Source organism: Exiguobacterium sp. s163 (assembly GCF_018617135.1).
Taxonomy (GTDB): Bacteria; Bacillota; Bacilli; order Exiguobacteriales; family Exiguobacteriaceae; genus Exiguobacterium; species Exiguobacterium profundum.
On the sequence record NZ_JACSJN010000001.1, the window covers coordinates 74,714 to 89,283 of the forward strand.

Sequence of the window (14,570 nt, forward strand, 5' to 3'; positions counted from 1 at the left end):
TTCCCCTCGATTCTATTTACTCTATCTCAACCAGCTACGAAGCGCGATGAGCGCATGTTGGACTGGTTCCCATGTGCTAGACGGAATGAGATAACATGTCGCTTCATGGATAGAAAATGTTCGCACATCCTTTTGTTTGACGATGTTCTCGCCGATTGCGCCAAACGGATCGCTGTTCACATCGACATGTTCAAATGTACGCCACTTTCGCTCCCCTCGTTCTATAACGGCACAACCGAATGATTTGGTCGGGCCATCAATTCCGTACTCGGCATAATGCCAGAGTGTCGTCGCATCGAGCGGAGACCCAAGGTGAAGGATTCGTGCGTTTCGCTCAATCATTCGCTCGATAGGTGAACCTGGACCGAACCCGACATCGATGGTATGACCGGACACGATGGCTTCAGCCCCATCGCCCCAGGCGGCAACAGACCACATCGGATGGGAACTACGATATACGTGCGGATAGCTTCGGAACAGTTCCGGCACACGTCCCATGCCACGTGTCGCTGTTTTATCAGCTTCGTACGGAGGCATCTCCGCGCGAATCGTCTGCCACCATTCCACGGGGACAGGTGGCGCTTCCCATTCAGCTGGGTCTGAATTGTCTCCGGTCTGGGTCGCCATCATGATCAACCCAGATGGACCGACCACTTCCTGAATCGCTTCAATGACGGTCTGCGCCCCTCCACATACCCAACCGAGTTTTGAGAGCGACGAATGGACAAACAACGCCTCTCCCGAGCGAACGCCGGCTTCTTTTAACTTTTCGATGAGACTCGACTTCGTCACCATCTTTTTCACAACCATCACTCCACAATCAGCTGGATCGACGACCCGCTTCTAGATTTTTTCACTTCAATCCGTGCATCGACACGGTCTTTCAATTCTTGGACATGACTGATGACGCCGACGAGCCGACCGGTCGCCTGTAAAGACATCAATAATTCAATCGCCTGGTCTAGAGATTCGGCATCGAGCGTACCGAATCCTTCATCGATGAGCATCGTTTCAAGACTGATGCCCCCACTCAGCTGTTGGACCACCTCCGCAAGTCCAAGAGCGAGTGACAACGACGCCTTAAACCCTTCACCGCCAGATAAATTTTGTACACGACGCGATTGTCCGGTATAGGCATCAAAGACGAGAAGCTCAAGACCAGATTTGGCATTCCCTTTCGCCGTCTCGACTTTCCGCTCAAGCCGGAACTGACCGCTCGTCATCTGATCCAAATGAATGTTGGCCGCATGAAGGATCTGATCAAAAAAGGCGGTTTGAACATATGTCTCAAACGTCATTTTCTGTGGGTTGATTCCCTTCCCCGTATCCGCAATCAATTTGATTGTCTCTAATTTCTGCTCTTCTTGCGCCGTCTGTTCGCGAAGGGTATTCCATTCCGAGATGACGTGTCTATGTCGAGACAAGGCATCTTGGGCTGTGATCAGCTGTTTCGACGCCTGCTCACTGCATTCAGCCACTTCCTTCACTTTCATCTCCATCTCATGCAGGTCTGGTCGCTCCTGATTCTTCAGTTTTTCTTCAATCATCTGTTTATGGTGTCGGAGTCGAACACCTTCTTCCTCCTCACGTTGCAACTGTTCACGAATCATTGTCCGTTTGTCGATTTGATTGGCGTATGATTCATAGCGTTCACGCGTCAGATGTGATGCTTCTAGCTGATTGACCCAAATGGTCTGCTGGGCATCATACTGCTTCGATGCTTCAGTCAACTGTTCACGGATCAATGACAGTCGTTCTTCCTCTTTCCAAAGTGCTTTTTTCACCGTCTCAAACTCAAGGTCGTACGCTTCGACTTGTTTCATCAACATCGAGATGCGGTGCTCAAGGTCGGCTCGCTCGCGCTGCAACGCATCGAATGTCGTTTCTTCACTTTGACCGAGTGCGTACAGACTTTGTTGCGTCATTTCAAGTTCGGATACGACACGCTCCCGCTCTTCGAACTGTTGACGTTGCTCTTGCTCTAACTGTCGGATTTCTGCTGACAGTTGGCGAAGTGTCCGTTCGTTCTCTTGATGCATTCGTTCTTCCCGTTGCAATAGCTCTGCACGTGTTCGCCACTTATTGAGTACTTCTGTGACATCGCCATTGAATTGAATGTCTTTGGAAGCTTGATCTAGTTCTTGTCGGACTGCTTCAAGTTGTTGATGAAGCGAACGATAATCCGCCCTCGCTTCGATTAATCGTGTGGACAAATCATCAAGACGTGCCACGGCCGCATCCCGCTCCGCGATGTTCGTAACGGTTTCTTCGTGTTGTGGGATATCATGATGACGAGAACCGCATACCGGGCATGGCTCACCGTCTACAAGCGTCTCGCTCAGTTGTTTCGCTAGTATTAATTGTTCTTGCTGTGTAAACGTGGTGACCACTTCTTGTTGGGTCACGTACTGTCGTTGAACGTCTTTGCCCGTTCGTTCACATTCGTCGAGTTGTTTCGATAACTCACGTGCCTTTGTTTCAAGAGAGGCCAGATGCACCAATCGGTCGACATGACGCTCGGCGTCGACTGCTCGTTCGCTAGGTTCAGACTTTATGCTGTCGACCAATCGCTGTTCTCTTTCTTGAAGTTCTTGTAACCGAACTTCTTTTGAAAACATGGCCAATTCTTTTGCACGATTCATCAATCGGTCACGAAGGGTCACGAGTGTGGCGCGCTCCTTGATTCTTGGCATCATCTCATCGACGATCCGAAGTCGCTCCTTAAGAGAGATGACTTCTTCTTTGTCCGTTTCAATCGTTGATTGTTGCTCCATTAACTTTGATTGAGAGGATTGCAAGTGCTCTAATTTTGTCGAGGAGGTCTGTTCTTCCATCGTCAACCGACGCACGAGTTGCTCTAACTCCTGTAACCGTTCAAAGACTGGACGAATGTTTGCCGCCACCTCTAAATTTGTTAGCAGTTCACGTGTCTCATTTCGAATCGATTCACCGTTTAAAAAGATTGCAAGTGCTCGATCGGTTTCTTCTCGCTCCTTGAACAGCGTGACGAGTGATTTTGCTTTCTCAAGCGCTTCTCTTGCCTCTTCCAGTGCTGTCGCATACAGTTGTTTCTGGGTTTTGGCCGTATCACATGTTGTCATCAGATATTCTTCACGCTCGTCAAGCCAACGTTGAATCTCCTCGATGGACTGGGTCGACACCTCTTCGATTGCTTCATCTTCGAGCTCTAATAACTTGAGTCGCGTCCGCTCGACCGCCCATTCCACTTGTTTTCGATACGCGCTATAGCGTTCACCCCACTTTTCCTGGAACGTACGATATGCCTCAGTTTTGAAAATGGATTGGAGGATTTGTTGTTTTTCATTCGAGTTCGAGTCGAGTAATTGTCTAAATTGGTTTTGAGGGAGCAACAAGATTTGACTGAACTGTTCATACGATAGTTGTAAAATCGATTCGATTCGTTCTTGTATCTCGTTCACCTTCGTCGCCAGCGGCTTCCAACCGTCCTCCCATTCATAGAGGATGGCCTCGTGCGGAATTGGCGTCTTATTTTTCGGATGAGGTTGTTGCGGCTGTCTTACGATCCGATAGCGGTCACCTCGAATCGTGAACGAAAAATCTACTTCCGTCTTCAACTCAGGTTGTGCATACTGGCTTCTGAAGTCACTAGCATTTCGAAGCGACCCACTCGCCCGACCATAAAGGGCGAACGTCATCGCATCAAAAATGGTCGTCTTCCCGGCGCCCGTCCGACCGCTTACGACAAACATCGAGCGACCAACCAACTGGGTGAAGTCAATCGTTTCACGTTCTGCATACGGTCCAAAAGCTTGAATCATCAATTCAACCGGTCTCATTAGACATCACCTTCTTCTATCATTTGCTTCACGGCATCTGAGGCAGTGCGATCATGTACGGCCTCAAAAAATTGGAGATATACCTCTTCTACTGACTGTCTTTCGAGCGTCTCGCGTTCAAACGTGGATGTCTGCTCCTGGCGACGTAACAGTTCCAATTCAAGATGAAGAATATTCGGATAGACAGTCCGAAGTTTCGCCATCGGATCATGAAGCGCCGTATCATCGGTCAATACAATTTTAAGGTAGTCATCTGTCTTTTGTTGCTGATAATAAGTTGGGGCAAGGAGTTCGTTCAATGTTCCGGTGAGTTGTCGCATATCCCGCTCTGGTGTCAAGGCACGGCGACGACGTGTCCATTGACCGTTCCATTCCAGAACATCGATGGATTTTTCATGATTGACCTCGGAAAACGAATATTTCATGAGCGACCCACTATATGCAATTCTTTCTGATTGAATCGCATCACGATTATGTAGATGACCTAATGCCGTATACGAAAAAGGCTCATATAACCCTTTTGCGACCTGTCCTGCAGTGCCAACAGATAGTTGACGTTCTGAATCCGTCTCCAGTCCTCCCGCGACAAAACTGTGACCGATTGTAACCGCATCTTTTTCGATTGTACCGTATGCTTCAATGACTGCCTCCAGTGCATCGTGATGCGTTCGAATCGAGTCGATACCGAGAATATGCCGTACGCGAGCCGGCTCAAGGAATGGAATCGGATAAAATGGGATCCCTGCGACATCGAGGGGACCAGATGTCGGGTCGAGTTTCCCAACGATGTGAAGACCCACTTGTCTCAATAACTTCGAACTATATTCGAGACGTTCTGCCGAATCATGGTTTCCGGCGATGGCAACGACCGGGATTCCACGGTTCAAGACGAGCTCTCGCCACATCTCATCGAGTAAATCGACCGCATCGACGGGAGGGACGGCACGGTCATATAAATCCCCTGCGATGATGACCGCATCGGGTCGCTCTTCATCTACGATTTGTAAAAATGAATGGAACAAAATATTCCGTTGATCTTCTGTCATATGTCGACCGTGGACAATCTTTCCTAGATGCCAATCGGCCGTGTGAATCCATTTCATCACGTATCACCTCTCTTTCCTATTCTAGCATGAGTCATTCGTATGATTCGACGTCTTGACACCCGTTTTTGAAACAGCGAAAGTAAGAGGAGAGGAGGACTTCCAACATGAAATCATCAACATGGCAAACTTTTTTTCAATTATTCAAAATCGCGAATCCTCCGAAAAGGCTATTTGTCGGAGCCATTCTCATCTCGCTCCTTCAAGCCGTCGCCTCACTGGCCATTCCGCTCATCTTGCAGCGTGTGGTCGACCGGTGGAGCAGCGACTTATTGACACCTGAATGGATCATCTATTTCGTCATCGCATTTTTGATTCAGGTCATCACGAGTGCCGTTTCGATTTATTGGTTACATATTGTGGGGCAACGGGTCGTTGCCAATTTACGCACGACCTTGTGGGACCATCTCGTCAAACTGCCGATTCCATTCTATGACGGCATCAAGTCGGGGGAACTGGTGTCTCGGTTGAACAATGATACGACGACGCTTCAACAGTTGTTATCCGAACAAAGTGTCAGGTTGTTGACCTCTCTCGTCTCGGTCATCGGCGCCGTCGCCATCTTGTTCACACTCGATTGGCAAATGACACTCGTCATCTTGTTCTCTGTTCCGACCACACTCATCATTGTCATACCGCTCGGACGGAAGCTTCGGATTATCGCAAAAGAGACACAACAAGAACTCGGAAATCTTTCCGGCTTCTTCGCCGAACTGCTCGGTGAAATCCGCCTCGTCAAATCACAAGCGACGGAACAGATGGAAGTGAAAAGCGGCAAAGCAAAAATCGAGACACTGTTCAATTACGGGGTGAAGGAAGGACGAATTCAAGCAATCCTTATTCCCCTTCTCAATGTGACCTTGACCGGGATGTTGATTGCCATCCTCGGGTTCGGCGCATATCGAGTCTCGACCGGAGCTTTATCAACGGGCGAACTACTCGCCTTCATGCTCTATCTCTTCCAAATCATCACGCCCCTCATCACGATGAGTGAATTCTTGACGAGACTTCAAAAGGCGCGTGGAGCAACGGAACGGATTGCTGAGTTGCTCGAAGTCCGTCCCGAACCATACAGCACACATGAAGAAATGATTCATCAGACGGCACTCTCATTTGAAGACGTTGCTTTCCATTATGGCACTGAACCCGTCCTCCAAGGATTGACACTTCAAGTTTCACCAGGGGCGACAACCGCCATCGTCGGACGAAGTGGTGCCGGGAAAACGACACTTTTCTCACTTGTCGAACAGTTCTATTTACCGACGGCAGGAACGATTCGATATGGAAATCGGGAGATTCAAACATACGGGCGTGACACATGGCGTCAAATCATCGGGTATGTCGCTCAAGATTCACCCGTCCTCTCAGGATCTGTACGGACAAACATTGTGTACGGACTTCGACATGAAGCGAGCGATGATGAAATCAAAGAAGCCTGTGAGATGGCCAACGCATGGTCGTTCATTGAAACGATGCCAGAACAGCTCGATACGGAGATTGGTGAGCGAGGTATCCGTTTGTCTGGTGGGCAGCGACAACGACTTGCTATCGCGCGAGCATTGTTACGAAATCCACAGATTTTATTGCTCGACGAGGCAACATCAAGTCTAGATTCTGAATCAGAACGCGTGGTCCAAGAAGCGTTAGACCGCCTGATGGTCGGACGAACGACACTTGTGATTGCCCATCGACTCTCGACTGTCAGACATGCTGACCAAATTGTCGTCTTAGAAGACGGACAAATCAGCGGAATCGGGAAACATGAGCAACTTTTAACGGAGAACGCACTATATCAGCGACTCGTTTCACAACAATTATTAGGGGGACAAGCCACATGAAAACAATCGGATTTATCGGGCTCGGGGTCATGGGCCAATCGATGGTACGTAACTTGATGAAACACGGATTTGAAGTGCAAGCATACACACGGACGAAAGAGAAGGCAGCCGCATTGTTAGAGGAAGGTGTGACATGGTGTGATGCGGTACAGGACGTTTGCCGAGACGCCGATGCCATCATCACGATTGTCGGCTATCCGTCCGATGTCGAATCCATCTATTTTGGCGAAGGGAACATTCTTGATTCGGCAGAACCAGGTACATTATTGATCGACATGACGACGTCCTCACCGAAACTGGCTGAACGAATTGCCGAGACTGCCATTGAGCGGAGTCTCCTCCCACTTGACGCTCCGGTCACGGGAGGCGATGTCGGAGCCAAAAATGGAACGCTGTCGATTTTAGTCGGTGGGGGTGAATTCGCATTCAATAAAGCGAAGCCTTTATTTGAAGCGATGGGACAATCGATTGAACGAATGGGGTACGCAGGGAGCGGTCAATATGCGAAACTTGCCAATCAAATCGCCATTGCCGGCATCATGATGGGGAATGCCGAAATGCTAGCGTTCAGTAAACGAGCTGGAATTGACCCAGAGGCGCTCGTTCGTACGATTCGTGGCGGGGCAGCCGGTAGCTGGACACTTGAAAACTTGGTTCCACGCATGATTGTGGAAGATTACGCCCCTGGCTTCTTCATCAAACACTTTATCAAAGACATGACCCTTGCCATCGAGAGTGCACACGAGCTACAAGTGACATTACCAGGTCTTGAGCTCGCACATCGCCTGTATTCGATTCTGGAAGAGAACGGGTACGGAGAAAATGGCACACAAGCACTGATCGAGTATTATCTCCATCAAGACGTTTGAAACCGGACGTTTGTGGAATTAGTAGGAATGAAGGAGGCGATTTTCGTGCCATGGAATATGAAAGACTATCCAGAATCACTGAAAAACTTCGATCCACTTGTAAAAAAGAAAGCCATTGATATCGCGAACGCATTACTCGCGCAAGGCTACTCTGAGACGAAAGCGATTCCCATTGCCACCGAGCAAGCGAAAAAATGGCATGCGGATGCGTCGGAAGAGGAAAAACAAGATTTTGAAGACGCCCCAAACCCTAAAAAGTCAGATCAGCATGGAACATAAAACAACCGGTCGGATTATCCGACCGGTTGTTTTGCTTGATAGGAGGCATTTAGCTCCAAATAGAGTGCAGAAATCGCCGTTTGAAGATACGGTGTGACAAAGATATAAGCCAGCCCTCCAGTAAGAAGGACGAGCGCATACCATCCGATAAAACTCGCAAAGAGCTTCAACATCGTCCGTTTGTGACCCTTCATCATCTGTCGGCTCTTTCTCATTGCCTGGAACGCTGATAGGTCAGGATTATCTCGCATAATGAACGGTACAATCCGATACGTCAAATAGAACCAGACACCAGGTACGATCAAGAAGAGCATCAACACGTTTAGACCTAAATAGAATACCGCATAATAGACCACGGCACGTGAATAGTCTTTAAGTGACCCGAACGATTCAATCAACAATCCGAACGTTGGCTTTTCATCTTTCGCCACCTGGAGAAACACCCAATTTTTCCCGAGCTCGATAGGTGCGAGAAGAACCGTCGCCCCGTAAAGAAGCGCCACCGATGTCAAAAGGACTTCGGGGTCGTTCGCCGAGAGATCAAGTCGGGTCGTGATCATCGCTTGAATGACCATGACAGTTAAGACAACGAGTAATGATATGCCCCACTTTCCTGATAGCATTCGTAGCGCATATTGTTTGTAAACGGAAGATTGCATGAATTCACCTACATTTATTGTTTTCTCTCATTATAGCAAAAAAACAGTCTTCCGACTGTTTTCCGCCTTGGCTCATCCAAGAAGTTGTTTGAACTTTCCTTCATCGAGCTGTCCATTCGTTCGTACGCCATTTCCTATGTGTACCATCGCTACGTCAAGACGTTCTCGAAGAATCGGTAACGTTTCCACCGTGATCCCTGCACCAGGCAAAATTGTGATCTCGGCCTGTTCCTTCAAGGCTATCAAGGTTTCGATTCCTTCTAGTGCAGTTTTGGCACCGCCTGAAGTAAGGAGAATATCTACTTCCGGATATTCATTCAACACGTCCATCGCTTCAAAGACATCACGTGATGCATCGAAGGCACGGTGGAACGTGAGCGTCATTTCCCCTTTGTGCTTGATGACTTCCCCTAAGATCCGCTCGTCAATCGCTCCATCCTGTGTCAAGGCACCGAATACGATTCCATCGACACCGAGCTCACGGCATAGACCGATATCCGCAAGCATAGTCTCGACATCATCCTCATTGAAATGGAACGAATGTGTATGGGGCCTTATCATCACATGCACCGGAATCGACACATGTTCGACCACATTTCGAATCGTTCCAAAACTTGGTGTGATGCCCCCGTTTTCCATATCCGCAATCAGTTCGAGTCGTTTTGCACCGAGTTGCTCAGCCTGAATAGCTTCCGTTAGTGTAGTGACAATCACTTCTACATTCATTCAATCGCTCCCTTTACGGTGCGAACTTCCAGTCCACACCATGTTCGGCTAAGACGCCTTTGAAATCTTGAGGCTCCGGAAAATCAGAGATAATCGCCGTCACCTTCGAAAAATCACAGACGCGATACCGTTTTTGTTGATTTAGTTGGGTATGGTCCGTTAGTAAGAACGTCTCGCGACTTTGTGACATCACCGACTGGGTAATACTGGCGAGGCCGAAAGCGTCACATGTTAAACCTAGTGATGCGTCGACCCCTTCGACGGACAAAATGGCAAGGTCGAACATGTATGTCTGTAGTTGCGTCAGGACCTGCTCACCTGTCGTCACGAGATGTTTCGGGTCGATTGTACCACCTAATAGCTGAATTTCGCCACCAAGCACACCTTTCGCCCGCTGTTCAAACAACGCCTTCGCCACCGTCAACGATGGCGTCACGACCGTCACATTGCGACCACGCAACCGGGATGCCACTTGCTCTGCCGCAACCCCGTGTCCTATATATAATAATGTATCATCTGGAATCAACTGAAATGCGGTATAGGCGATCCGACGAATTCCATCCATGTTCGCAATCACGATGGGCTGAAAGGACATGCTCTGATGAAGGACCGCTCCCCCGTATACACGTTTGATTCGATGCTCTTTTTCTAGCTCTTCTAAATAACGGCGAATCGACTCCCCCGATACGTTCAAGCGCTCGATCAACTCACTCGTCTTTACTTTGCCTTCTCGTTCGATCCATTCTACAATTTTCTGTTTACGCTCTTCACCGATTAAAGACACGTCCCTGCCTCCTCCACAATAATCTTTCCTTTTCTAGTGTAACGAACGCATGTAAATTTAACGTAAATTGAAAGTAAAGAACGAGCAAATCCAACATGTTTTTGTTTCTTTTTTGTGTAAATCAACGACAATACACAAAAAAGGCACGCCCTAAACGGACGTACCTGCATGCGTCATGATTTCGGCTTGTGTTGAAACAGTGGAACTTTTGGTTCTTTTCCAGCACGAATACGTTGCCAGTTGGTACGATGCTTAATAATAATGAACAATGCGAGTGGCACGATGACGATCAGCGGTAACCAATCTTTCGTCACGATGCTATAAGTCGTTGCTGTCACCAGTCCCACCACGGCGGCAGCCATCGAGGAGAGGGATACCATGCGCGAGGTGAGGAGCGTCACGATAAATGTACCGACGACGACAAAGAAGAACCAAGGGAAGGCTGCCAACAAAACTCCACCGCTCGTCGCAACCGATTTTCCACCTTTGAATTTCGCAAAGACTGGATAAGAGTGTCCAATCACTGCCGGGATTCCGGCAAGAAGCAGGCTCATCTCGCTTCCGAATAGTAGAGGCAGCAATGCAGCGACAAGACCTTTCCCCATGTCACCGAGCAAAACGAGGATTCCTGCCTTCTTACCTAATACGCGAAACGTGTTCGTCGTTCCTAGATTGCCGCTCCCATGTTCTCGAACGTCTACGCGATAGCCGAGCTTGCCGATGATGAGGGCAAACGGAATGGCACCAAGTAGATAACTTAAAATAATAATCATGATTTCTGTCACATATGGCATCGCAATTCCCCTTATTTCATAAATTCCGCAATATAGCGATCATATGGCTGATTCAATGCATGTACCTGTTTCGCATGCTCCATACCGATATAACGTAAATGCCATGGTTCGTACATATACCCGGTCTCATCCTCAAACTCTTTTTGGTAACGGATGATAAAACCATACTCGTGAGCATGATCGGCTAGCCATTTTCCTTCAACCGTTTCACCGAGACTTTGAGTCAGTTGATAGTTGACTGAGGCGCTCGATACGTCAATCGCAAGTCCTGTTTGATGTTCAGAATGACCTGGTGGTGCGGAATATTTCATGGCTTGCTCTTTGCCATCTCGTTCGACATAAGCATTGAAGAGATTGACTTGATAGGCGTATGAACGAAACGCACTCGTCCCTTTCAAATCAATTCCTGCTGCTTTTGCACCTTTCATTAGACCTTCAATCGCCTGAGCAGCTTCTTTACGTAACATTCGACGTTCACCGACTGTCGAGTCGACAAAATCAATGTTCGCCTCTACCAAATCACTCGGCTGATAGTCGGCAGGCAATGCAATTTGCTTGTTTACAAGAATCAATTCATCTAATTCCAAATTGGCCACACCATCCGTTTCAATCGGTTGACTAGGTGCCACAGGTTCTTCCTCTACTGGTTCGGTCGGCTGTTCAGACTCGTCCGACGTCTCCTCCTCAGAAGGTGACTCGGTGACTGTCTCATCTTCACGATCCGAAGTCGGTTCATTTGGTTCTGTCTCTTGTTCATCTATTGTTGATGACTGTGTTGTTGGTTCTTTCGGTTCAACTTGCTCGTTTGTTGTACAACCGGCTAACATGAACGTCAAGGCGCCGCAAACCATCAAAATCGATGGAAAACGCATGCGATCTTCCCCTTTCTAGATAACAAAAAGTACCGTCAAGATATGATACCACACTGACGGTACGAAGACAGAAGATTCTTAGACAGGGTTCATGACGTTCAAATACATTTCATGCCATTTCGGGAACTCTCGATCAAGTCGAATCGGTTTGAAGTCGCCTCGTTTGACGACGACATGCGTTGTAGTCGCTGTGCCAACAAGTTCTCCATGTTGATTCGTCAACTCATAGCCGTAAATCGTTCTGATTTTTGAATATTGATCGACCCATACACGAACATGAACCGTATCACCATACGTCACGCTACGCTTATAGTCCATGGATACATTTGTCACGGGAGAGACAAATCCCGCTTCTTCCATATCTTTATACTCGACACCTAGTTGTCGTAACAATTCCGTGCGCGCAATCTCTAAATAAACTAAATAGTTGGCATGATAGACGATGCCCATCATGTCCGTCTCTTGATACCTTACTGGGATTTGAACCGTGTGCATTGAATCATCCTTCTTTCCTACGACAAGTATATTATAACTTACTCTTAATATCTACTACTAATAATTGCTGGAGTGACACATTCTTATCCTCCGTCGACACTAAACGATAGGACTGACGAGCGATCGATTCATCGATAACAGATAGAGCGGTGCGCGCGTTCGCATGTTTGATGTCACCTAAACGAGTAGCCAATGCCTCAAGCGCATCCTCTTCCATCACATAGCCGAACTGACTTGCGTAGTTTTTTGCGATGTCCACTAACTGTTCTTGCGTATAGTCAGCAAAGTGAATCGTCCGTTTCATTCTGCTGCTGAGTCCTGGGTTGGATTCAATCAACCGGCGCATCGGTCCTTCGTAACCGGCAAGGACGACGACAAGATTCTCGCCATGTTTCGGCATTTCGTCAACGAGTGTATCAATCGCTTCCCGCCCATAGTCGTTCGCCCCACCGTTCAAACTATAGGCCTCGTCAATGAGTAAGACACCGCCAAGAGCGTCACGAATTGCCGCTTTCGTTTTTTGAGCTGTCTGCCCCACATAGCCACTGACCAAATCTGCACGACTGACGACATTGACATGGCCTCGCTTCAAATATCCTGTCCGTTTCAACATCTGTGCATATAAATAGGCAAATGTCGTTTTTCCGGTACCACTGTTTCCGGTAAGTGTCATATGGAGTTGGACGGGCGCCGTCTTCAAACCGAGCGCCTTCCGCTTCTTTTGAATCTGGACGAGCGCTTCGATTTCAGCCAGTTGTGCTTTCGCTTCTTTCATGCCGACCAGGTCATCTAACGATGTCGGACTCGATTCATCTTCTGGCTGATCAAAGTCTTCTTCAGTCAAGAGCGCCATCTCGTCTAACGGAGCGTCCGCACCGAAGCGGGAACCCTTCTTAAACATCGCATCAAGTAAAATGTTATGGACAGTCCGAGCATTTCCGAACGTCGAATCGACTCGTTCTCTATCGATTCGAGTAAGAAGTGATCGCTTTGCCTCTTCCGTCAGCACGTAATTATTCTCTTGTGCCACTTTCTCACCGATGGCGACCAATTCTTCGTCACGGTAGTTCGGTAACTCATAGTGATTCGACTCAGGGAATCGTGATCGTAAACCAGGGTTAGCTAAGAGGAAATGGCGCATTTCTTCTGGATAACCAGCTAGAATGACGACGAACTTGCCTGCATATTCGCCACTCGTCATTGCGGCGACAAGCGTATCGATGGCCGCTTGTCCGTAATCACTACCACTCGCATCTTGACGCTTCAATGCATATGCCTCATCGATGAATAAGACACCACCTTCCGCCTCTTTCACCTTATTCATTACCTGTTCTTCCGTTTGTCCAACATAGGCACCGACAAGACTCGAACGATCTGCCTCGACAAGGTCTGGGCGTCCTAATAAGCCGAGTTCAAAGTAAATCTCAGCCATGAGTCTCGCTAATGTCGTCTTGCCGGTTCCTGGATTCCCTGTGAAGACGAGATGAAGGGATGGTTGATGTTTTGAAGAAAAGCCGGCTTTCTCTCGTTCTTTTTGGAAAAGGAGAAAGCGATACCACGCTTTTACACGTGCTTTGATGTCATCGAGCCCAATCATGTCTTCAAGTGACTCAATCGCGCTCGAGCGTGTCTCGCTCGGACGGTCTGGTAGTAGCTCACAAATCGTGTGTAGTCGTTCTTTCACAAGGGAAACGCGCTCCCCGAAACGATGAAACGCTTCACGACTGAAATAGTTCCCCTGCATGGATGCGAGCAAGGAGGCAGTATCATCTTCAAGAGATGCGACTTCTTGCATCGCTTCGATGATCGCTTCAAACAGGTTCTCCAGCTGTCCGCGCCATTCAGAATCACGCAAATCAGACTTCGCAGCCTCCACCTCATCATGGAGTTGGTCAAGTTGATCGAGTAACGCTGACGTTTTTGACTCGTACTCTGTTAAGATTTGAACCTTCATTGAGGCGTAATCGGCCTCTCGTAAGGTGGGCCAGTCAATTTGAAGCGCCTGTTTCGAACGACGCAACTGCTCATTCAGTTGAAACAGACGAAGCTCTGGAGGAAGTGCGTTCATCGCCTCCAACTCTTTTACCCAGCGGTTGAGTAACGGGTCCATCGTTTCCTTTTGTTTGAGCCGATGTGTTGCGAGCAGCCGCAAGGAACGAATTAATTCTTCTTGGTGCTGAGTCGCACGAGACCAATGTGCGTAAGATAACAATGCCGCCTCGTTTACTTTTTCTCCAGCTTCCCAGTTCGTCAAGTCCGTTTGAACTTGTTCCACTTGAATTTGTTTCATCTTGTTCTCCCTTTCAGACGACAAGGGAGCCGACATCATGTCT

13 protein-coding genes are annotated in these 14,570 nt (G+C 48.2%); 3 read left to right on the plus strand and 10 right to left on the minus strand.

Features of this window, described 5'->3' with window-relative positions:
• Positions 1–21: 21 nt before the first annotated feature.
• The 3 genes from KNO71_RS00415 to KNO71_RS00425 are packed head-to-tail and all read right to left on the minus strand — an operon-like array spanning position 22 to position 4,921.
• Positions 22–810 carry an AAC(3) family N-acetyltransferase gene (locus tag KNO71_RS00415; protein ID WP_047795253.1) on the minus strand — a complete coding sequence of 263 codons (789 nt, stop codon included), beginning with the start codon at positions 808–810 and terminating at the stop codon, positions 22–24.
• Positions 810–3,818, minus strand: coding sequence for an AAA family ATPase (locus KNO71_RS00420; RefSeq protein ID WP_214686881.1), 3,009 nt, complete (start codon positions 3,816–3,818; stop codon positions 810–812). The genes KNO71_RS00415 and KNO71_RS00420 overlap by 1 nt, the downstream gene beginning before the upstream one ends.
• Positions 3,818–4,921: an exonuclease SbcCD subunit D gene (locus KNO71_RS00425; RefSeq protein ID WP_214686883.1), complete on the minus strand. Its 1,104-nt coding sequence runs from the start codon at positions 4,919–4,921 to the stop codon at positions 3,818–3,820. The genes KNO71_RS00420 and KNO71_RS00425 overlap by 1 nt, the downstream gene beginning before the upstream one ends.
• Before the next feature lie 107 nt (positions 4,922–5,028).
• On the opposite strand from KNO71_RS00425, the gene KNO71_RS00430 reads away from it, so the two are divergent.
• From KNO71_RS00430 to KNO71_RS00440, 3 genes are read left to right on the plus strand one after another with little or no spacing between them, the layout of a single operon-like run.
• Positions 5,029–6,759 (plus strand): ABC transporter ATP-binding protein, encoded by a 1,731-nt coding sequence (locus KNO71_RS00430; protein WP_214686884.1) that lies wholly within the window; start codon positions 5,029–5,031, stop codon positions 6,757–6,759.
• On the plus strand, positions 6,756–7,628 hold the full coding sequence (locus KNO71_RS00435; RefSeq protein ID WP_214684120.1) for an NAD(P)-dependent oxidoreductase: 873 nt from the start codon (positions 6,756–6,758) through the stop codon (positions 7,626–7,628). The genes KNO71_RS00430 and KNO71_RS00435 overlap by 4 nt, the downstream gene beginning before the upstream one ends.
• Before the next feature lie 45 nt (positions 7,629–7,673).
• Positions 7,674–7,907 (plus strand): DUF2188 domain-containing protein, encoded by a 234-nt coding sequence (locus KNO71_RS00440; protein ID WP_012726433.1) that lies wholly within the window; start codon positions 7,674–7,676, stop codon positions 7,905–7,907.
• 14 nt (positions 7,908–7,921) lie between these two features.
• On the opposite strand, the gene KNO71_RS00445 is transcribed toward KNO71_RS00440, so the two are convergent.
• The 7 genes from KNO71_RS00445 to KNO71_RS00475 all read right to left on the minus strand — a co-directional run bounded on the left by KNO71_RS00445 (position 7,922) and on the right by KNO71_RS00475 (position 14,527).
• Positions 7,922–8,566 carry a DUF975 family protein gene (locus tag KNO71_RS00445; protein WP_214684119.1) on the minus strand — a complete coding sequence of 215 codons (645 nt, stop codon included), beginning with the start codon at positions 8,564–8,566 and terminating at the stop codon, positions 7,922–7,924.
• Between the two features lie 72 nt (positions 8,567–8,638).
• Positions 8,639–9,292 carry a copper homeostasis protein CutC gene (locus tag KNO71_RS00450; RefSeq protein ID WP_078147014.1) on the minus strand — a complete coding sequence of 218 codons (654 nt, stop codon included), beginning with the start codon at positions 9,290–9,292 and terminating at the stop codon, positions 8,639–8,641.
• A 13-nt stretch (positions 9,293–9,305) separates the two neighbouring features.
• Entirely contained in the window at positions 9,306–10,076 is a 771-nt protein-coding gene (locus KNO71_RS00455) for a DeoR/GlpR family DNA-binding transcription regulator (RefSeq protein ID WP_078147015.1), read from the minus strand.
• 173 nt (positions 10,077–10,249) lie between these two features.
• Positions 10,250–10,870: a glycerol-3-phosphate 1-O-acyltransferase PlsY gene (gene plsY, locus KNO71_RS00460; protein WP_012726437.1), complete on the minus strand. Its 621-nt coding sequence runs from the start codon at positions 10,868–10,870 to the stop codon at positions 10,250–10,252.
• 11 nt (positions 10,871–10,881) lie between these two features.
• A complete protein-coding gene (locus KNO71_RS00465; RefSeq protein WP_214686885.1) occupies positions 10,882–11,742 on the minus strand; it encodes a M15 family metallopeptidase in 861 nt (286 codons plus the stop codon).
• 78 nt (positions 11,743–11,820) lie between these two features.
• Positions 11,821–12,237: an acyl-CoA thioesterase gene (locus KNO71_RS00470; RefSeq protein WP_012726439.1), complete on the minus strand. Its 417-nt coding sequence runs from the start codon at positions 12,235–12,237 to the stop codon at positions 11,821–11,823.
• Positions 12,238–12,268: 31 nt separating this feature from the next.
• On the minus strand, positions 12,269–14,527 hold the full coding sequence (locus tag KNO71_RS00475; RefSeq protein WP_214686886.1) for an AAA family ATPase: 2,259 nt from the start codon (positions 14,525–14,527) through the stop codon (positions 12,269–12,271).
• Between the last annotated feature and the right edge of the window lie 43 nt (positions 14,528–14,570).